The sequence below is a fragment of the Pseudomonas sp. LRP2-20 genome, from assembly GCF_024349685.1.
Classification (GTDB): Bacteria; Pseudomonadota; Gammaproteobacteria; order Pseudomonadales; family Pseudomonadaceae; genus Aquipseudomonas.
This window is the reverse complement of the sequence record NZ_AP025944.1, coordinates 1,305,964-1,325,259: the sequence shown is the minus strand read 5'-3', so window position 1 is coordinate 1,325,259 and position 19,296 is coordinate 1,305,964. Positions and strand designations below refer to the sequence as shown.

Genomic DNA, 19,296 nt, shown 5'->3' with positions numbered 1-19,296 from the left:
CCGATACCGCCCCGGCGCTGCAGATCGTCCTGTTCACGCATCAGAGCAGGCCCTCCAGCCAGCCGTCGAGCTGTTCGAAGGCATCGTTGAACGTACGGTCCAGTTGCAACGGGGTGATCGACACGTAGCCTTGCATGACGGCATGGAAGTCGGTGCCCGGCCCGCCATCCTCGGCATCGCCGGCTACTGCGATCCAGTAGCCTTCCTTGCCGCGCGGGTTGACCACCTTGGTCGGCGCCGCCGCCCGCGCCCGGTGACCGAGGCGGGTGAGCTGGATGCCACGGATGTGCTCCAGCGGCAGGTTGGGGATATTGACGTTGAGCACGGTCCGCGGTGGCAGTTGCAGGCGCGGCAGCGCCTCCACCAGACGGCGTGCGATGTGGGCTGCGGTCGGCAAGTTGTCGGGCAGCCGCGACAGCAGCGAGAACGCCAGCGAGGTGCCGCCCAGGAAGCGGCCCTCCAGCGCAGCGGCGACCGTGCCGGAATAGATCACGTCATCACCCAGGTTGGCCCCCAGGTTGATGCCTGAGACGACCAGATCCACAGGCTCTGGCAGCAGGCCGTTGAGCCCCAGGTGCACGCAATCGGTAGGCGTGCCGTTGAGGCTGATGAAGCCGTTGGCCAGGGTTTGCGGGTGCAGCGGCCGGTCCAGCGTCAGCGAACTGCCGGCGCCGCTCTTGTCTTGGTCCGGGGCGATCACCACGCACTCGGCATAATCCGCCAGCGCACCGTGTAGCGCGGCGAGGCCCGGTGCCGTAACACCGTCGTCATTCGAAATCAGAATACGCATGGGCTGTCCGTCTGCCCTGCCGGCACCAGATCGACGAGTTCGCGCACCACCACGGTGGCGAAGCATCCGGCCGGAAGGACGAATTCCAGTTGCAGGATATCAGGCTCGGGATAATGCCACGTCAGGCCGCCAATAGGGAGCCGCAGGATGCGCCGTTCGTGACTCATGCCCGCATACGCGAGCCATTGGCAAAGTGCCAGGTGCCGCTCGCCGACTGCTGCCTCCAGTTCGAAGGTCGCGCCAGCCGCGGGAGAAGGGCCTTCTCCCCACATCGGGCCGGTCGGATGCAGGTCAAGAATTCCCAGGCGAGGATCAGAACATTCCTGCTCGCCCGCTGGAAAGAAACTACGGCTGTCGGTGAACGCCAACAGATCCCCGACCTGGGCGCGCTGCCAACTGCCATCGGCGACCCGCGCCGCCAGCACCTGGTTGAACACATAGCTGCGTGCCGCCGAAAGCAGGCGCGAACGCACATTGCGCTGTTCCGGCAGGGCCTTGCGCGCGGCCCAGTCCTGAGCGTCGTGGACGTTGCCACCGCCGTGGCCGAACCGCTGGCTACCGAAATAGTTCGGCACGCCCTGCTGCTTGAGCTGCTCCAGGCGCGCATCGAGGGCCTGGCGGTCGGCCGCCAGGGCGGTCAGGCGCAGGGTGAAGCCGTTCGCCGAATGGGCGCCGCGCTGCAGCTTGCGCTGGTGGCGCACCTGCTTCAGCACGCGCAGGGTGCCGTCTTCGGCACGCGACAGGTCAGGGTCGGCCTTGCCCGGCAAGTGCAGGCTGAACCACTGGCGGGTCAGGGCCTGGCGATCCTTGAGGCCGGCGTAGCTGATGGCGCGCACCGGCACACCCGCTGCACGGGCCAGGCGGCGGGCGGCTTCTTCGGTGTTGAGGTCACGCTTCTCGACCCACAGCCACAGGTGCTCGCCCTGGCCGGACAACGGAATGTCCAGCACCTCGTCGACCTGGAAGTCTTCAGCCACGGCCTTGAGCACTGCGCTGCCCAGCGACTCACCCGACGCGCGCGGGCCCAGCAGGTCCAGTTCGGTCATGCTGGCAGCAGCAGGGCAACCGCATGCACGGCAATGCCCTCCTCGCGGCCCGTGAAGCCGAGCTTCTCGGTGGTGGTGGCCTTGACGTTGACCTGGTCGAGTTCGACCTGCAGGTCTTGGGCAATCAGTTGGCGCATGGTTTCGATATGCGGGGCCATTTTCGGGGCCTGGGCAACGATGGTGGCGTCGACATTGCCGACCTGCCAGCCCTTGGCCTTGACGATAGCGACCACGTGACGCAGCAGCACGCGGCTGTCGGCGCCCTTGAACTGCGGGTCGGTGTCGGGGAAATGCTTGCCGATGTCCCCCAGCGCCGCAGCGCCGAGCAAGGCATCGCTCAGGGCGTGCAGCAGCACGTCACCGTCGGAATGGGCCAGGAGGCCGTATTTGTGGGGGATACGCACCCCACCCAGGGTAATGAAATCACCGTCGCAGAAACGGTGCACATCGTAGCCGTGGCCAATACGCATAGAAAAACGCCCTGATTGAGTCAGGGCGTGATTCTACCTGCTTTGCAGGAGGTTGGGCGGCTTTTGGACCAGGCTGTTACACCCGCCCCAGTGCCACCGCATGATGGCGCAGGTGCTCGTCGATGAAGCTGGCGATGAAGTAGTAGCTGTGGTCATAGCCGGGCTGCAGGCGCAGGGTCAGTTCATGCCCGCCTTTGCGTGCGGCCTGTTCCAGTGCCTCAGGCTTGAGCTGCTTCTCGAGGAAGTCATCACGATCGCCCTGATCCACCAGCAGCGGCGGGCACTCGCCTGCCGGCGTTTCCGCCAGCAGCACACTGGCATCCCATTCACGCCAGCGCGCGCGGTCTTCACCCAGGTAGCGGCTGAAGGCCTTCTCACCCCACGGGCAATCCATCGGGTTGCTGATCGGCGAGAACGCCGACACCGAGCGGTAGCGCCCCGGGTTGCGCAAGGCGCACACCAGCGCGCCGTGCCCGCCCATGGAGTGGCCGCTGATGCTGCGCTGGCCGGACGCCGGGAAGTGCGCCTCGATCAGTGCCGGCAACTCCTGCACCACATAGTCGTGCATACGGTAGTGCTGCGCCCAAGGCTGCTGGGTGGCGTTGAGGTAGAACCCGGCGCCGAGGCCGAAGTCCCAGGCGCCGTCAGGGTCGCCCGGCACCTGCTCGCCACGCGGGCTGGTGTCGGGGGCGACAATGATCAGCCCGAGCTCGGCGGCCAGGCGCTGGGCGCCTGCCTTCTGCATGAAGTTCTCGTCGGTGCAGGTGAGGCCGCTGAGCCAGTACAGCACTGGCAGCTTCTCACCCTGCTCGGCCTGCGGTGGCAGGTAGACAGCAAACACCATGTCGCAGCCCAGCACCTTCGAGTGATGCCGGTAACGCTTGTGCCAGCCGCCGAAGCTCTTCTGGCAGGAGATGTTATCCAGGCTCATGGCTGACCTCAGAAGTGGATCACGCTGCGAATGCTCTTGCCTTCGTGCATCAGGTCGAAGGCCTTGTTGATGTCCTCCAGGCCCATGGTGTGGGTGATGAAGGTATCCAGCGGGATCTCGCCCTTCTCGGCCATGTCCACGTAGCTTGGCAGCTCGCTGCGGCCACGCACGCCGCCGAACGCCGAACCGCGCCAGACGCGGCCGGTTACCAACTGGAACGGACGGGTGGCGATTTCCTGGCCGGCACCGGCGACACCGATGATTACCGACTCGCCCCAACCTTTGTGGCAGCATTCCAGGGCCGCGCGCATCAGTTGCACGTTGCCGATGCACTCGAAGGAGAAGTCCACGCCACCGTCGGTGAGGTCGACGATCACTTCCTGGATCGGGCGGTCGTAGTCTTTCGGGTTGATGCAGTCGGTGGCGCCCAGTTGGCGGGCGATCTCGAACTTGGCCGGGTTGATGTCGATGGCAATGATGCGCGAGGCCTTGGCCTTGACTGCACCGATGACTGCCGACAGGCCGATGCCGCCGAGGCCGAAGATGGCCACGGTGTCACCCGGCTTGACCTTGGCGGTGTTGAGCACCGCACCGATACCGGTGGTGACGCCGCAACCGAGCAGGCAGACCTTCTCCAGCGGTGCTTCCTTCTGGATCTTGGCCACGGAGATTTCCGGCAACACGGTGTACTCCGAGAACGTCGAAGTGCCCATGTAGTGGAACAGCTGCTGGCCCTTGTACGAGAAGCGGGTGGTGCCGTCGGGCATCAGGCCCTTGCCCTGGGTGGCGCGGATGGCCTGGCACAGGTTGGTCTTGCCCGAGAGGCAGAACTTGCACTTGCCGCATTCGGGGGTATACAGCGGGATCACGTGATCGCCCACCGCCACCGAGGTCACGCCCTCGCCCACGGCTTCGACGATCGCACCACCTTCATGGCCGAGGATCGACGGGAAGATGCCTTCCGGGTCGGCACCGGACAGGGTGTAGGCGTCGGTGTGGCAGACGCCGCTGGCGACCACCCGCAGCAGCACCTCGCCGGCCTTGGGCATGGCCACGTCGACTTCGACGATTTCCAGGGGTTTCTTGGCCTCGAAGGCAACGGCAGCACGGGACTTGATCATCACAGGGTCTCCAGACAGTGGATCGATTCAGTCCAACAGTGTAATCCAGGCGCTTTTGAGGAATAATCCGGCCAAAGCCAAAACATTATTGCCATACAGGGATAATCCATGAGCAGCCGCTGGGAAGGCATCGACGAATTCGTCGCCGTGGCCGAGTCTGGCCAGTTCACGGCTGCGGCCGAGCGCCTGGGCGTATCTTCTTCACACATCAGCCGGCAGATCGCCCGCCTGGAAGAACGCCTGCAGACCCGCTTGCTGTACCGCAGCACCCGTCGGGTAACCTTGAGTGAAGCCGGGCAGACCTTCCTGCAGCACTGCCAGCGTCTGCAGGACGGCCGCGAGGAGGCACTGCGCGCCATGGGTGACCTGGCCAGCGAGCCCAAGGGCCTGCTGCGCATGACCTGCGCAGTGGCCTATGGCGAGCGTTTTATCGTGCCGCTGGTGACGCGCTTCATGGCGCTGTATCCGCAATTGCGGGTCGAGGTGGAACTGAGCAACCGTACCCTCGACCTGCTGCACGAAGGCATGGACCTGGCGATCCGCCTGGGCCGGCTGGCCGACTCGCGGCTTGTGGCCACGCGGCTGGCGCCGCGGCGCATGTACCTGTGCGCCTCACCTGCATACCTTGAGCGCTACGGGCGGCCCCACAGCCTGTCGGAACTGGCCCGGCACAATTGCCTGATCGGCAGCTCGGACCTGTGGGCGTTGCAGCAGGATGGCCGCGAGATCAGCCAGCGGGTGCAGGGCAACTGGCGCTGCAACAGCGGCCAGGCGGTGCTGGATGCGGCGTTGCTGGGGATGGGGTTGTGCCAGTTGCCGGACTATTACGTGCTCGAACACTTGAACAGTGGCGCGCTGGTGTCATTGCTGGAGGGGCATCAGCCGCCGAATACGGCGGTGTGGGCGTTGTATCCGCAGCAGCGGCACCTGTCGCCGAAGGTTCGGCGGCTGGTGGATTACTTGAAGGAAGGGTTGGCCGGTCTGCCGGAGTATCGGCAGAGCTGATGCATTGGCCTTACTGGCCTCTTCGCGGGTCAAGTCGGGGCGCCGAACCGCCGCTCCCACAGGATGGTCATCGCACCTGAAGCCGGTGCTATTCCTGTGGGAGCGGGCTTGTCCCGCGAAGAGGCCGGAGCAGGAGTAAGACGATCAGCGCCTGCCGGCCCAACGCTGGCGCAGCCACTCCAGGTCTTCCGGCCGGGTCACCTTGATGTTGTCGCTGCGCCCTTCGACCAGCCGCGGCGCCTGCCCCGACCATTCGATGGCCGACGCCTCATCGGTCACCACCACATCGGAAACCAGGCTCTCGGCCAGGGCCCGATGCAGCGCGCCCAGGCGGAACATCTGCGGCGTATAGGCCTGCCAGATGGTGCTGCGGTCCACCGTCGCACTCACCCGGCCATTGGCATCGGCCCGCTTGAGGGTGTCACGCGCCGGCACCGCCAGCAGCCCGCCGACCGGATCTTCGGCCAGCTCCGACAGCAGCTTGTCCAGGTCACTACGCGCCAGGTTCGGCCGCGCGGCATCGTGCACCAGCACCCAGTCGTCGTCCGCAGCCCCTTGGGCATGCAGCAGCAACAAGGCATTGAGCACCGAGTCGGCACGCTCGCGCCCACCGGCCGCGCGCTGGATGCGCGCATCGCTGGCGCAGCGCAAGACCGGCCAGTACGGATCGTCTTCGGCAATACTGACCACCACGCCCTTGAGCGCGGGGTGATCGAGAAAACAGTCGAGGCTGTGCTCGAGGATGGTCTGCCCGGCCAGCTCCAGGTATTGCTTGGGGCGGTCGGCAGCCATGCGGGCACCGACGCCCGCAGCAGGAATCACGGCCCAGAAGGCCGGTAGTGGTTCAATCATTTTTGCGGCAGCTGGAAGAGGGTTTCGCCCTCTTTGACCATTCCCAGTTCATGACGAGCCCGTTCTTCGACGGTCTCCATACCTTTCTTCAACTCCAGCACCTCGGCATCGAGCACGCGGTTACGCTCCAGCAGCCGCTCGTTCTCGGCATGCTGTTCGTCGATCTGCTGCTTGAGCTCGGCCACTTGCGCCAGGCTGCCGTTACCCACCCAAAGGCGGTACTGCAGGCCACCAAGCAGCAGGAGCAGGACAAGGAACAACCAATAGGGACTGCGCATCAAGGTATCCAGGTTAAAGACCGCCGCACACGGGCGTCATATAGCACGAAGCCTGGCCGAGGCCAGGCTTCGTTGACAGAAACCCGCATGAAGCGTCAGAAATTTCAGTATGAAACTTCCGACAGCCTCGGCTGCTGTCTTTTTACCATCTCTTGCTTAGCCGCGAAACTCGGCACGACCACGGTAAACCGCTTTGGCGCCCAGTTGCTCTTCGATGCGCAGCAGCTGGTTGTACTTCGAGACGCGGTCGGAGCGGCACAGCGAGCCAGTCTTGATCTGGCCAGCAGCGGTACCCACGGCCAGGTCGGCGATGGTCGAGTCTTCGGTTTCACCGGAACGGTGCGAGATCACCGCGGTGTAGCCGGCGGCCTTGGCCATCTGGATGGCTTCCAGGGTTTCGGTCAGCGAGCCGATCTGGTTGAACTTGATCAGGATCGAGTTACCGATGCCCTTCTCGATGCCTTCCTTGAGGATCTTGGTGTTGGTCACGAACAGGTCGTCGCCGACCAGCTGTACCTTGGCACCGATCTTGTCGGTCAGGATCTTCCAGCCAGCCCAGTCGGACTCGTCCAGGCCATCTTCGATCGAGATGATCGGGAAGCGCTCGGTCAGGCCTTTCAGGTACTCGGCGAAACCTTCGGCGTCGAACGACTTGCCTTCACCGGACAGGTTGTACTTGCCGTCTTCGTAGAATTCGGAAGCCGCGCAATCCAGGGCCAGGGTCACGTCGGTGCCCAGCTTGTAGCCGGCTTTTTCGACCGCTTCGGCGATAGCACCCAGAGCGTCTTCGTTGGAAGCCAGGTTCGGGGCGAAACCACCCTCGTCACCCACGGCAGTGTTCAGGCCACGGGCCTTCAGCACGGCTTTGAGGTGGTGGAAGATCTCGGTGCCCATGCGCAGGCCGTCGGAGAAGGTCTTGGCGCCAACCGGCTGAACCATGAACTCCTGGATGTCGACGTTGTTGTCGGCGTGCTCGCCACCGTTGATGATGTTCATCATCGGAACCGGCATCGAGTACTGGCCTGGGGTGCCGTTCAGGTTGGCGATGTGCGCGTACAGCGGCAGGTCCTGATCCTGTGCGGCGGCCTTGGCGGCAGCCAGCGACACAGCCAGGATGGCGTTGGCGCCCAGCTTGGCCTTGTTCTCGGTACCGTCCAGTTCGATCATGGCGCGGTCCAGAGCCTTCTGGTCAGAAGGATCCTTGCCCAGCAGCAGGTCACGGATCGGGCCGTTGATGTTGGCGACGGCCTTCAGCACGCCCTTGCCCAGGTAACGGCTCTTGTCGCCATCACGCAGCTCCAGCGCTTCGCGCGAGCCGGTGGAAGCACCGGACGGCGCGCAAGCGCTGCCGATGATGCCGTTGTCGAGCAGTACATCGGCTTCCACGGTGGGGTTGCCACGCGAATCGAGAACTTCACGACCTTTGATGTCGACGATTTTTGCCATTGTTGTAAGCACTCCAGAATTGACGAAAACAACGCAACTTTAGGGAATTCTTGCCTTGCACCAGGCGGGGACGCAGCAGGCAGGCCTGGCAGAAGCAACCCCTGACCGAGCGGTCAGGGGTAGATCGGGGCGTACTTTACCCGAGAAATGAGCCTTGCGCGGCTTTAACCGTCGGAAAACTCATCAAAGACCTGAAAAAATCAGGCCTTGTTCTTCTGGGCCAGGGCCGCCTTGACGAAGCCGCTGAACAGCGGGTGACCGTCACGCGGGGTGGAGGTGAACTCCGGGTGGAACTGGCAGGCCACGAACCATGGGTGGTCCTTGGACTCGACGACTTCGACCAGCGCGCCGTCTTCGGAACGACCGGAAACCACCAGACCAGCGTCAACCAGCTGCGGCAGCAGGTTGTTGTTGACTTCGTAACGGTGACGGTGACGCTCGGTGATCACATCCTTGCCGTAGCAGTCGTGCACCTTGGAACCGGCAGCCAGCTGGCAGTCCTGCGCGCCCAGGCGCATGGTGCCACCCAGGTCGGACGCTTCGGTACGGGTCTCGACGGCACCGGTGGCATCTGCCCACTCGGTGATCAGGCCGACTACCGGGTGGCCGCTGTTGCGGTCGAACTCGGTGGAGTTGGCGTCTTTCCAGCCCATCACGTTACGGGCGAACTCGATCACGGCCACTTGCATCCCCAGGCAGATGCCCAGGTACGGGACCTTGTTCTCACGGGCGTACTGCACCGCAGTGATCTTGCCTTCCACGCCACGCAGGCCGAAACCGCCCGGCACCAGAATGGCGTCGGCACCTTCGAGCAGGCTGGTGCCCTGGTTCTCGATGTCTTCGGAATCGATGTAACGCAGGTTGACCTTGGTACGGTTGGTGATGCCGGCGTGGCTCATCGCTTCGATCAGCGACTTGTACGCGTCCAGCAGTTCCATGTACTTGCCGACCATGGCGATGGTCACTTCCTGCTCAGGGTTGAGCTTGGCATCGACCACCTTGTCCCACTCGGACAGGTCAGCGCTGTTGCACTGCAGGCCGAAGCGCTCAACGACGAAGTCGTCCAGGCCCTGGGCGTGCAGCACGCCTGGGATCTTGTAGATGGTGTCGACGTCTTCCAGCGAAATCACCGCACGCTCTTCGACGTTGGTGAACAGCGCGATCTTGCGGCGCGACGAGGCGTCGACCGGGTGGTCGGAACGGCAGATCAGCACGTCAGGCTGCAGGCCGATGGAGCGCAGCTCCTTGACCGAGTGCTGGGTCGGCTTGGTCTTGGTCTCGCCAGCGGTGGCGATGTACGGCACCAGAGTCAGGTGCATCAGCATGGCGCGCTTGGAGCCCACTTCGACGCGCAGCTGGCGGATGGCCTCGAGGAACGGCTGCGACTCGATGTCACCCACGGTACCGCCGATTTCCACCAGGGCCACGTCGGCATCGCCAGCGCCCTTGATGATGCGACGCTTGATCTCGTCGGTGATGTGCGGGATGACCTGGATGGTTGCGCCCAGGTAGTCACCACGGCGTTCCTTACGCAGCACGTGCTCGTAGATACGGCCGGTGGTGAAGTTGTTGTTCTGGGTCATGGTGGTGCGGATGAACCGCTCGTAGTGGCCCAGGTCGAGGTCGGTTTCGGCGCCATCGTGGGTGACGAACACTTCACCATGCTGGAACGGGCTCATGGTGCCCGGATCGACGTTGATGTACGGATCCAGCTTGAGCATGGTGACCTTCAGGCCCCGCGCTTCCAGGATGGCCGCCAGGGAAGCCGAGGCAATGCCTTTCCCCAATGAAGAAACAACACCGCCCGTGACGAATATGTAGCGCGTCATGAAAAACCCTAGAAGTCTGCGTTAAGGCGGCCAGCGCCGCCGGAGAAAGCGAAGGAAGGCCGAAGCCCCCGATCACCTGCGTCAATCACAGTGCATCTCGAAAAACTGCCGCGTCTGTACAGACCGGGGGCATCCCCGGCATGGAGCTCGCTCGTCATTTCCAGAATCAGCCCAGCAAAAAACTGCTTGGTAATCGGCAACCGCTGTGTTTCCGGGGAAGCCACAGAAGTTGTATCAAGAAGGGAGGGTAGTCTACCGGAATGTACCCTTCAGCTCAAACCTTGCGCGTTCGTCGGCGGCTGCCAGTGAAGCTGGCAATCGGCCTGCGCCAGCGAAGGCAGATTGGCCACCGCCAGCAGGCGCTCGCCGCAATATAGCAACGGCAGGCGCGGGCGCACGAAGTGCGGGACCTGCAGCTCGTTGAGCAGGCGCTTGAGGTCGCGTCGACCACGGCCGGGGAGGTCCAGCACTTCGCCGCCCTGGCGATAGGCGATACGCAGTTCGCCCTGCGCCGCGGCGCCTTCAAGGCGCACACTGCCATTGCCCGGCAGTGCCAGAGCCGCCCCGGGGTCGGCCCAGATGCACTCAGCCGTGGGTTGCTGCAGCCAATCGCCACTCAACCACCAGATGCGGCCATGACTGCGCAGCAACCGACCATCGGCAAGCCGCCAGATCGGCTGCGCATCTTCCGCGGCATCGCGCAGATCCGCCCAGCCAGCCCAATGACGGGTATCGGGCAAGCGGGTTCGCTGGCTCAGCCAATACTGCAGGGCATTGCGCTGCCGGGCAGGTGACAAGCAGGTGAGCGCTGCCAGATCGAGCGACGGCATGGCCGCCCAGGCTGGCGCTGCGCCCTCCCCGGCCGTGGCCAGATCGCCCTGCGCCAGTTCGTCGAGCAGGCCCAGCGCCTGCCCCAGATGCTCTGCACAACGGGCCATGTTCTGGCTGGCCTGCGGCCAACGCTGCTGCAACGGCGGGAATACCGCTGCGCGCAGATAGTTGCGGTCGAAGGTGGTATCAACGTTCGTCGGGTCTTCGATCCACACCAGCTCATTGGCTTGGGCGTAGTCATGCAACTGCTGACGCGAAGTGGCCAGCAATGGCCGAACCAGGCTGCCCTGCCCCAACGGCCGCTGCGCAGGCATTGCCGCCAGGCCACGCAAGCCGGCGCCGCGCAGCAGGCGAAAGAGCAAGGTTTCAGCCTGGTCGTCGCGGTGCTGGGCGGTGAACAGGATTTCGCCGGGACCGAGGATCTCTTTGAAGGCGGCATAACGGGCGTCGCGGGCGGCCTGTTCGAGGCTGGCGCCGAGGGAGACCTGGACGTGGATGACCTGGAGCTCGATGCCGAGCTGGTCGCAGATGGTTTGGCAGTGGGCGGGCCAGGCGTCGGCGACGGGTTGCAGGCCGTGATGGATGTGCAGCGCACGCAGCGGCGGAGTTGCAGGGTTGCGGGCGTGTTCGGCCAACAGGTGCAGAAGGACGGTGGAGTCGAGGCCGCCGGAGAAAGCGATGTACCAGGTGGGGGCGTTCAGCCAGGGCGTGAGATCAATCATCAGGACCTCGAACAGTTCGATACCGCATTCGCGGGCAAGCCCGCTCCCACAAGATCTGCGCTGCACCTGAGGCCTGCGCTGTACCTGTGGGAGCGGGCTTGCCCGCGAATGGGCCGCAGAGCGGCCCCGGCGTTCTATCAGAGGCCGTAGCTCATCAGGCGGTCGTAACGACGGGCCAGCAGCGCGTCGTGGTCGAGCTTGCCGAGCATGTCCAGCTGCTGCACCAGGTCGGCACGGATGCTTTCGGACATTTTCGCCGGGTCGCGGTGGGCGCCGCCCAGCGGCTCCTGGATGACCTTGTCGACGATGTTCAGGCTCTTCAGGCGCTCGGCGGTGATGCCCATGGCTTCAGCAGCGTCGGCAGCCTTGTCGGCAGTCTTCCACAGGATCGAGGCGCAGCCTTCCGGCGAGATTACCGAGTAGGTGGAGTACTGCAGCATGTTCAGCTGGTCGCACACGCCGATGGCCAGCGCACCGCCGGAACCACCCTCACCGATCACGGTGGCGATGATCGGGGTCTTCAGGCGCGCCATGACGCGCAGGTTCCAGGCGATGGCCTCGCTCTGGTTACGCTCTTCGGCATCGATGCCCGGGTAGGCGCCCGGAGTGTCGATGAAGGTCAGGATCGGCATCTTGAAGCGCTCGGCCATTTCCATCAGGCGGCAGGCCTTGCGGTAGCCTTCAGGGCGCGGCATGCCGAAGTTGCGGCGTACCTTCTCACGCACTTCACGGCCCTTCTGGTGGCCGATGACCATCACTGGCTTGCCGTCCAGGCGGGCGGTACCACCGACGATGGCAGCGTCATCGGAGAAGTGGCGGTCGCCGTGCAGTTCTTCGAACTCGGTGAAGATGTGCTCCAGGTAGTCCAGGGTGTATGGACGACGCGGGTGACGGGCCAGGCGGGCGATCTGCCAGCTGGTCAGGTTGCCGAAGATGCTTTCGGTGAGGGTGTTGCTCTTGTCTTGCAGACGGGCAATTTCATCGCTGATGTTCAGCGAGTTGTCGTTGCCTACCAGGCGCAGGCCTTCGATCTTGGCTTGCAGGTCGGCAATCGGCTGTTCGAAATCGAGAAAATTCGGGTTCATAGTCATCCGTCTTGGGTCTACGGCCAGGCGGCCGGCCGGTTGATCCGTTTGGCGCCCTACCTTAAGGGATCAGGCGCATATAGGTCGAGATTAAATTTCGTCGATTCAACGATATTGCAGGAAGACGTTCTCACGCCCGAACTGGTCACGCAGTGCCTGAATCAGGCCGTCGGCCGGGTCGATCGACCACTGCTCACCGAACTGCAACATGGCCTTGGCATCGCTGCCGGTGTACTCCAGGGTGATCGGGCAGGCACCACGATGGCGGGTGATCAGCTCGCCCAGCCACTTCAGGCGATCACCCTTGAGCGCCTCGTGTGCCACCTTGAGGCGCAGGCTCTCGGCCAGCTTGGTGCGCGCGTCCTCCATGGTCATCACCTGCTTCACCCGCAGGCGCAGGCCACCGGAGAAGTCATCGTTACTGACTTCGCCTTCGACCACCACCATGGCGTCAGTCTGCAGCAAGGACTGTGCCGCCATGAAGGCATCGGCAAACAATGACGCTTCGATACGCCCGGATCGGTCGTCCAGGGTGACGAAGCCCATCTTGTCGCCCTTCTTGTTCTTCATCACCCGCAGGGCAATGATCATCCCGGCAATGGTCTGGGTCTCGCGCGACGGCTTGAGGTCGATGATGCGCTGACGGGCGAAACGACGGATCTCGGCTTCATATTCATCGATCGGGTGACCGGTGAGGTACAGGCCCAAGGTGTCCTTCTCGCCCTTCAGGCGCTCCTTGAGGGTCAGTTCGCGAACCTTGCGGTGGTTGGCGTAGACGTCGACATCCGGCGCGTCGAACATGCCGCCGAACAGGTCGACGTGGCCACTGTCAGCGGTATGCGCCGCCTGTTCGGCGGCCTTGATGGCCTCGCCCAGCGCCGACAGCAAGGTGGCACGGTTGAGGTCGATGTTGGCGTGGTAGGCCTTGATCTCATCATGGAAGTGCGGGCCCAGGCGGTCCAGCGCACCACTGCGGATCAAGGCATCGAGGGTACGCTTGTTGACCCGTTTCAGGTCGATGCGCTCGCAGAAGTCGAACAGGTCCTTGAACGGGCCACCTTGGGCACGCGCCTCGACGATGGCCTCCACCGGGCCCTCACCGACGCCCTTGATCGCCCCCAGGCCGTAGACGATGCGGCCGTCGTTGTTGACGGTGAACTTGAAGTCGGAGAAGTTCACGTCCGGCGCATCGAGGCGCAGCTTCATGCTGCGCACTTCCTCGACCAGCACCACCACCTTGTCGGTGTTGTGCATGTCCGCCGAGAGTACGGCCGCCATGAACGCCGCCGGGTGGTGGGTCTTCAGCCAGGCCGTCTGGTACGACACCAGGCCATAGGCGGCGGAGTGGGATTTGTTGAAGCCGTAGCCGGCGAACTTTTCCACCAGGTCGAAGATGTTACCGGCCAGGTCCGCATCGATATTGTTGTTGGCACAACCCTCGATGAAACCACCGCGTTGCTTGGCCATCTCCTCGGGCTTTTTCTTACCCATCGCACGGCGCAACATGTCGGCGCCGCCGAGGGTGTAACCTGCCATCACCTGGGCAATCTGCATCACCTGTTCCTGGTACAGGATGATGCCGTAGGTGGGTGCCAGTACCGGCTTCAGGCCTTCGTACTGGTAGTCCGGGTGCGGGTACGCCAGCTCGGCGCGGCCGTGCTTGCGGTTGATGAAGTCGTCCACCATGCCCGACTGCAGCGGGCCTGGGCGGAACAGCGCCACCAGTGCGATAAGGTCTTCCAGGCAGTCGGGCTTGAGCTTCTTGATCAGCTCTTTCATGCCCCGCGATTCAAGCTGGAACACCGCCGTGGTTTCAGCCTTCTGCAACAGCTCGTAAGTCTTGCGATCGTCCAGCGGGATGAAGTCGATGTTGACGTCGGGCAGGTTCTTCTTGGCCTGCTCGCGGTTGATGATCTCCATTGCCCACTTGATGATGGTCAGGGTGCGCAGGCCGAGGAAGTCGAACTTCACCAGGCCGGCGGCCTCGACGTCATCCTTGTCGAACTGGGTTACCAAGCCGCCGCCCTCTTCGTCACAGGCGATCGGCGAGAAGTCGGTGAGCTTGGTCGGGGCGATGACCACACCACCGGCGTGCTTGCCGGTACCGCGCGTCACGCCCTCGAGCTTCAGGGCCATGTCCCAGATTTCGCGGGCGTCTTCGTCACCCTTGAGGAAGTCACGCAGGATCTCTTCCTGCTCGTAGGCCTTCTCCAGGGTCATGCCCACTTCGAACGGGATCATCTTCGACAGGCGGTCAGCCAGGCCGTAGGACTTGCCCTGTACCCGCGCCACGTCTCGGACCACCGCCTTCGCCGCCATGGTGCCGAAGGTGATGATCTGGCTCACGGCGTTACGGCCATAGGCTTCGGCCACGTAGTCGATCACCCGGTCACGGCCATCCATGCAGAAGTCGACGTCGAAGTCGGGCATGGAAATACGTTCCGGGTTGAGGAAGCGCTCGAACAGCAGGTCGTAGGCCAGCGGGTCGAGGTCGGTGATCTTCAGCACGTAGGCCACCAGCGAGCCGGCACCCGAACCCCGGCCCGGGCCGACCGGCACGCCGTTATTCTTGGCCCACTTGATGAAGTCCATGACGATCAGGAAGTAACCGGGGAAACCCATCTGGATGATGATGTCCAGTTCGAACTTCAGTCGGTCCAGGTAGACCTGGCGCTTCTCTTCGTAATTGGGCGTGGTCTCTTTTGGCCAAAGCACCGCCAGGCGCTCTTCCAGGCCCTCATGGGACACATGCCGCAAATAGTCATCGATGCCCATGCCATTGGGCGTGGGGAAGTCAGGCAGGAAGTATTTGCCCAACTGCACCTGGATGTTGCAACGCTTGGCGATCTCGACGGTGTTGGCGATGGCGTCGGGCAGGTCGCTGAACAGCTCGGCCATTTCCTCGGCCGACTTCAGGTACTGCTGGTCGCTATAGCAACGCGGCCGGCGTGGATCGTCGAGGGTCCAGCCCTCGCCGATGCAGACGCGGGTTTCGTGGGCGTCGAAGTCGGACTGCTTGATGAAACGCACGTCGTTGGTGGCCACCAGCGGCGCACCAAGCTGGTCGGCCAGCGCCACGGCGGCGTGCACGTACTCCTCGTCACCGGCGCGGTTGGTGCGCTGCACTTCGACATAGAAACGTTCCGGGAACATGCCCATCCAGTCGCGCAACAGGTGCTCAGCTTCTTCCTGGCGGCCGCTCATCAGGGCCATGCCGATATCGCCTTCCTTGCCGGCGGACAGGGCAATCAACCCTTCGCTGGCGGGGGCGATCCACTCGCGCTGGAGGATCACCAGGCCGTTGCGCTGGCCGTCGGTCCAGCCACGGGAGATCAACTCGGTGAGGTTGCGATAGCCCTTGGGGTTCATGGCCAGGAAGCAGATGCGCGACAGCGGTGCTTCCGGATCGGCACCGGCCAGCCACAGGTCGGCACCGCAGATCGGCTTGATCCCGGCGCCCATGGCCGTCTTGTAGAACTTGACCAGCGAGCACATGTTGCTCTGGTCGGTGATCGCCACCGCCGGCATGTTCATTCCCGCCAGCGCCTTGGCCAGCGGCTTGATCCGCACCAGGCCGTCTACCAGCGAGAATTCGGAGTGGACGCGCAGGTGAACGAAGGGAACCGACATGGAAAGTCCTGTAGCAGTGCTGAACGACAAGGGCGGGATTGTAGCGTAATTGCGAGGGGGATTTACGGCTGCTTCGTAACACGATCTCTGTAGGAGCGGCTTTAGCCGCGAACCAGGCGCCGCGGTGCACGGCACCGGCTGCGCGGGTGTTCGCGGCTAAAGCCGCTCCTACACGGGGGAGCGGGCCGCGAGACGGCCCTTGTGCGTCAGATCAGGGAATCGGTAACGCCCATATGGGCTTCCCAGGCTGCCCGCACCGGGGCGAAGGAACGCCGATGAATGGGCGTTGGCCCAAGACGCGCCAGGGCTTCGAGGTGCACCGGCGTCGGGTAGCCCTTGTGCCCGCCTATCCCGTATCCGGGGTAGATCAGCTCGAACGCGCTCATCTCCCGGTCACGGGTCACCTTCGCCAGGATCGACGCCGCGGCAATCGCGGGCACCTGGCTATCGCCCTTGACCACTGGCGCAGCTGGCACCGCCAGTTTAGGGCAACGGTTACCGTCGATCAGTGCCAGCTTCGGGGTCACGTGCAGCCCCTCCACCGCTCGCTGCATGGCCAGCATGGTGGCCTGCAGAATGTTCAGCCGGTCGATTTCCTCGACTTCGGCGCGGGCGATGCAGAAGCTCAGGGCTTTTTCGCAGATCTCGTCGAACAGCGCTTCGCGCTTGGCTTCGGTAAGTTTCTTCGAATCGTTCAGGCCGAGAATCGGCCGAGCCGGGTCGAGGATCACCGCCGCCGTGACCACCGCACCGCACAGCGGGCCGCGGCCGACTTCGTCAACGCCGGCGACCAGGTCTTCTACCAGGTTGAAGTCCAGTCCAATCTGCATGTCAGCGGTCCTTGAGCAAGGCCAGCACCGCGTCGGCCGCCTGGTTGGAGGCGTCGCGGCGCAGCGTACGGTGAATCTCGTCGAAGCGTTCGGTCTGCTGGGCACCGTCGGTGACCAGCGGTGCCAGGGTCTGTGCCAGGGCTTCGCTGGTCGCGGCATCCTGCAGCAGCTCAGGCACCAGCTCGCGTTGCGCCAGCAGGTTGGGCAGCGACACGTAGGGGCTTTTCACCAGACGCTTGAGAATCCAGTAGGTCAATGGTGCCAGGCGATAGGCCACGACCATCGGGCGCTTGTACAGCAGGGCCTCCAGCGTGGCGGTGCCGGAAGCGATCAGCACCGCGTCACAGGCTGCCAACGCCCGGTGCGACTGGCCATCGAGCAAGGTCAACGGCAGATCGCGGCCTTCGAGCATCTGCTCGACCTGGGCACGACGCGCCGCGTTGGCGCACGGCAACACGAAACGCACGCCGGGCACCAGCTCACACAGGCGCTGGGCGGCGTCGAGGAACAGCGCCCCAAGGCGCCCCACCTCACCACCTCGGCTACCCGGCATCAACGCAACCACCGGGCCATCAGCCAGGCCCAGCTCGCTGCGCGCTGCCTGACGGTCTGCCGCCAACGGAATGGTATCGGCCAACGGGTGGCCGACGAACCGCACCGGTACGCCCTGCTCTTCATAGAAACGGGCTTCGAACGGCAACAGCGTCAGCATCAGGTCGCAGCCTTCGCGGATCTTCAGCACACGCTTCTGCCGCCACGCCCAGACCGACGGACTGACGTAATGTACGGTCTTGATCCCGGCCTGACGCAGTTTCAGTTCGATATTTAGGGTGAAATCGGGGGCGTCGATGCCGATGAACACATCGGGCTTTTCGCCGATCAGGGTCTGGATCAGTGCCTTGCGCCGCTTGAGCAGCTCACGCAGGCGCCCCAGCACTTCGACCAGCCCCATGACCGCGAGGCGCTCCATGGGGAAGTACGACTGCAGGCCTTCGGCCTCCATCAGCGGACCACCGACACCGATGAAACGTACATCGGGATGGCGCGCCTTGAGGGCGCGCATCAGACCGGAACCGAGAATATCGCCGCTGGCCTCACCCGCGACCAGGGCTACGCAAAGCTGCGCCATGTCAGCGGGTGATGCCGCGAGCGGAGTTCACGATCGACTGGCGGAACAGCTCGACCTGCTCGTGCTTGGCGGCCAGCTCGTCCAGTTCCTTGATCGCCTCTTCCACCGTCAGGCCCTGGCGATAGACGATCTTGTAGGAACGGCGCAGCGCATGGATGACCTCGTCACTGAAGCCGCGGCGGCGCATGCCTTCGAAGTTCATGCTGCGGGCTTCGGCAGGGCTGCCGAATACCGTGACGAAGGCCGGCACGTCCTTGCCGATCGCCGTGCCCATGCCAGAGAACGCGTGGGCGCCGATGTGGCAGTACTGATGCACCAGGGTGAAACCGGACAGGATCGCCCAGTCGCCCACGTGCACATGCCCGGCCAGCGCGGTGTTGTTGACCAGGATGCAGTGGTTGCCGATCACGCTGTCGTGGCCGATGTGGGCATAGGCCATGATCAGGTTGTGATCACCCAGGGTGGTTTCCGCGCGGTCCTGGACCGTGCCACGGTGAATGGTCACACCTTCGCGGATCACGTTGTGGTCACCGATCACCAGACGCGTCGGCTCACCCTTGTACTTGAGGTCAGGGGTGTCTTCGCCAATCGAGGAAAACTGGTAGATGCGGTTGTGCTTGCCAATCCGGGTCGGCCCCTTGAGCACCACGTGCGGGCCGATCACTGTGCCTTCGCCGATTTCGACATCAGGGCCGACGATCGACCACGGGCCAACCTCGACGCCATCGGCCAGCTTGGCCGACGGATCGATGATCGCCCGCGGATCAATCGAACTCATAGGGAGCGTTCCGCGCAGGTGATTTCAGCCGAGCAGACTGGTTTGCCATCGACCAGGGCGCGGCACTCGAACTTCCAGATCATGCTCTTGCGGCTGAGGAACTTGGCTTCCAGCACCAACTGGTCACCTGGCAGCACCGGCTGGCGGAAACGCAGTTTGTCGGAACCGACGAAGTAGTACAGGGTGCCATCGGCCGGCTTGGCATCGAGCATCTTGAAACCAAGGATACCGGCCGCCTGGGCCATGGCTTCGATGATCAGGACGCCCGGCATGATCGGGTGCGCCGGGAAATGGCCATTGAAGAACGGCTCGTTGATGCTGACATTCTTGTAGGCACGAATGCTCTGGGCCTCGAAGTCCAGATCCGTCACGCGATCTACCAGCAGAAACGGGTAGCGGTGAGGCAGGTATTCGCGAATCTCGTTGATGTCCATCATTTCGGGGGGAAGCCTGTAATAAGAATAGGGAGCGCAGGTGCTGACCACACGCTCCTTTTGCAATCCAAAGAGGAGCCAGCTAGCGA

At 63.7% G+C, this 19,296-nt stretch carries 17 protein-coding genes; 1 reads left to right on the top strand and 16 read right to left on the bottom strand.

Going from position 1 to position 19,296, the window contains the following annotated elements:
- Positions 1-40 precede the first annotated feature (40 nt).
- The 5 genes from surE to OCX61_RS05760 all read right to left on the bottom strand — a co-directional run bounded on the left by surE (position 41) and on the right by OCX61_RS05760 (position 4,358).
- Positions 41-790 carry a 5'/3'-nucleotidase SurE gene (gene surE, locus OCX61_RS05780; protein ID WP_060510080.1) on the bottom strand — a complete coding sequence of 250 codons (750 nt, stop codon included), beginning with the start codon at positions 788-790 and terminating at the stop codon, positions 41-43.
- On the bottom strand, positions 778-1,836 hold the full coding sequence (truD, locus tag OCX61_RS05775) for a tRNA pseudouridine(13) synthase TruD (RefSeq protein ID WP_261942973.1): 1,059 nt from the start codon (positions 1,834-1,836) through the stop codon (positions 778-780). The genes surE and truD overlap by 13 nt, the downstream gene beginning before the upstream one ends.
- On the bottom strand, positions 1,833-2,306 hold the full coding sequence (ispF, locus tag OCX61_RS05770; protein ID WP_261942972.1) for a 2-C-methyl-D-erythritol 2,4-cyclodiphosphate synthase: 474 nt from the start codon (positions 2,304-2,306) through the stop codon (positions 1,833-1,835). Before ispF ends, truD begins: the two co-directional genes overlap by 4 nt.
- Positions 2,307-2,382: 76 nt before the next feature.
- Positions 2,383-3,237 (bottom strand): S-formylglutathione hydrolase, encoded by an 855-nt coding sequence (fghA, locus tag OCX61_RS05765; RefSeq protein WP_261942971.1) that lies wholly within the window; start codon positions 3,235-3,237, stop codon positions 2,383-2,385.
- An 8-nt stretch (positions 3,238-3,245) separates the two neighbouring features.
- Positions 3,246-4,358: an S-(hydroxymethyl)glutathione dehydrogenase/class III alcohol dehydrogenase gene (locus OCX61_RS05760; protein ID WP_079229448.1), complete on the bottom strand. Its 1,113-nt coding sequence runs from the start codon at positions 4,356-4,358 to the stop codon at positions 3,246-3,248.
- 108 nt (positions 4,359-4,466) lie between these two features.
- Between OCX61_RS05760 and OCX61_RS05755 the strand changes: the two genes are divergently transcribed.
- Positions 4,467-5,363 carry a LysR substrate-binding domain-containing protein gene (locus OCX61_RS05755; RefSeq protein ID WP_261942970.1) on the top strand — a complete coding sequence of 299 codons (897 nt, stop codon included), beginning with the start codon at positions 4,467-4,469 and terminating at the stop codon, positions 5,361-5,363.
- 144 nt (positions 5,364-5,507) lie between these two features.
- On the opposite strand, the gene ispD is transcribed toward OCX61_RS05755, so the two are convergent.
- The 11 genes from ispD to fabZ form a co-directional block, all read right to left on the bottom strand.
- Positions 5,508-6,215 (bottom strand): 2-C-methyl-D-erythritol 4-phosphate cytidylyltransferase, encoded by a 708-nt coding sequence (ispD, locus tag OCX61_RS05750; RefSeq protein ID WP_261942969.1) that lies wholly within the window; start codon positions 6,213-6,215, stop codon positions 5,508-5,510.
- Positions 6,212-6,493: a cell division protein FtsB gene (gene ftsB / locus OCX61_RS05745; RefSeq protein ID WP_023534037.1), complete on the bottom strand. Its 282-nt coding sequence runs from the start codon at positions 6,491-6,493 to the stop codon at positions 6,212-6,214. The genes ispD and ftsB overlap by 4 nt, the downstream gene beginning before the upstream one ends.
- Positions 6,494-6,649: 156 nt before the next feature.
- Positions 6,650-7,939, bottom strand: a complete 1,290-nt coding sequence (gene eno, locus OCX61_RS05740; RefSeq protein WP_176506548.1) for a phosphopyruvate hydratase — start codon at positions 7,937-7,939, stop codon at positions 6,650-6,652.
- Between the two features lie 200 nt (positions 7,940-8,139).
- Entirely contained in the window at positions 8,140-9,768 is a 1,629-nt protein-coding gene (gene pyrG, locus OCX61_RS05735) for a CTP synthase (protein ID WP_050704421.1), read from the bottom strand.
- A 269-nt stretch (positions 9,769-10,037) separates the two neighbouring features.
- Positions 10,038-11,321, bottom strand: a complete 1,284-nt coding sequence (gene tilS, locus OCX61_RS05730; RefSeq protein ID WP_261942968.1) for a tRNA lysidine(34) synthetase TilS — start codon at positions 11,319-11,321, stop codon at positions 10,038-10,040.
- Positions 11,322-11,458: 137 nt separating this feature from the next.
- Positions 11,459-12,406: an acetyl-CoA carboxylase carboxyl transferase subunit alpha gene (gene accA, locus OCX61_RS05725; protein ID WP_015269200.1), complete on the bottom strand. Its 948-nt coding sequence runs from the start codon at positions 12,404-12,406 to the stop codon at positions 11,459-11,461.
- Positions 12,407-12,511: 105 nt separating this feature from the next.
- Positions 12,512-16,036, bottom strand: a complete 3,525-nt coding sequence (dnaE, locus tag OCX61_RS05720; protein WP_261942967.1) for a DNA polymerase III subunit alpha — start codon at positions 16,034-16,036, stop codon at positions 12,512-12,514.
- A gap of 206 nt (positions 16,037-16,242) precedes the next feature.
- Complete coding sequence (gene rnhB / locus OCX61_RS05715; RefSeq protein ID WP_085675616.1) at positions 16,243-16,866, bottom strand: ribonuclease HII; 624 nt, start codon at positions 16,864-16,866, stop codon at positions 16,243-16,245.
- 1 nt (position 16,867) lies between these two features.
- A complete protein-coding gene (gene lpxB, locus OCX61_RS05710) occupies positions 16,868-17,995 on the bottom strand; it encodes a lipid-A-disaccharide synthase (RefSeq protein ID WP_261942966.1) in 1,128 nt (375 codons plus the stop codon).
- A gap of 1 nt (position 17,996) precedes the next feature.
- A complete protein-coding gene (gene lpxA, locus OCX61_RS05705; RefSeq protein ID WP_085675614.1) occupies positions 17,997-18,773 on the bottom strand; it encodes an acyl-ACP--UDP-N-acetylglucosamine O-acyltransferase in 777 nt (258 codons plus the stop codon).
- Positions 18,770-19,210: a 3-hydroxyacyl-ACP dehydratase FabZ gene (gene fabZ, locus OCX61_RS05700; RefSeq protein ID WP_003252314.1), complete on the bottom strand. Its 441-nt coding sequence runs from the start codon at positions 19,208-19,210 to the stop codon at positions 18,770-18,772. The genes lpxA and fabZ overlap by 4 nt, the downstream gene beginning before the upstream one ends.
- Positions 19,211-19,296 lie beyond the last annotated feature (86 nt).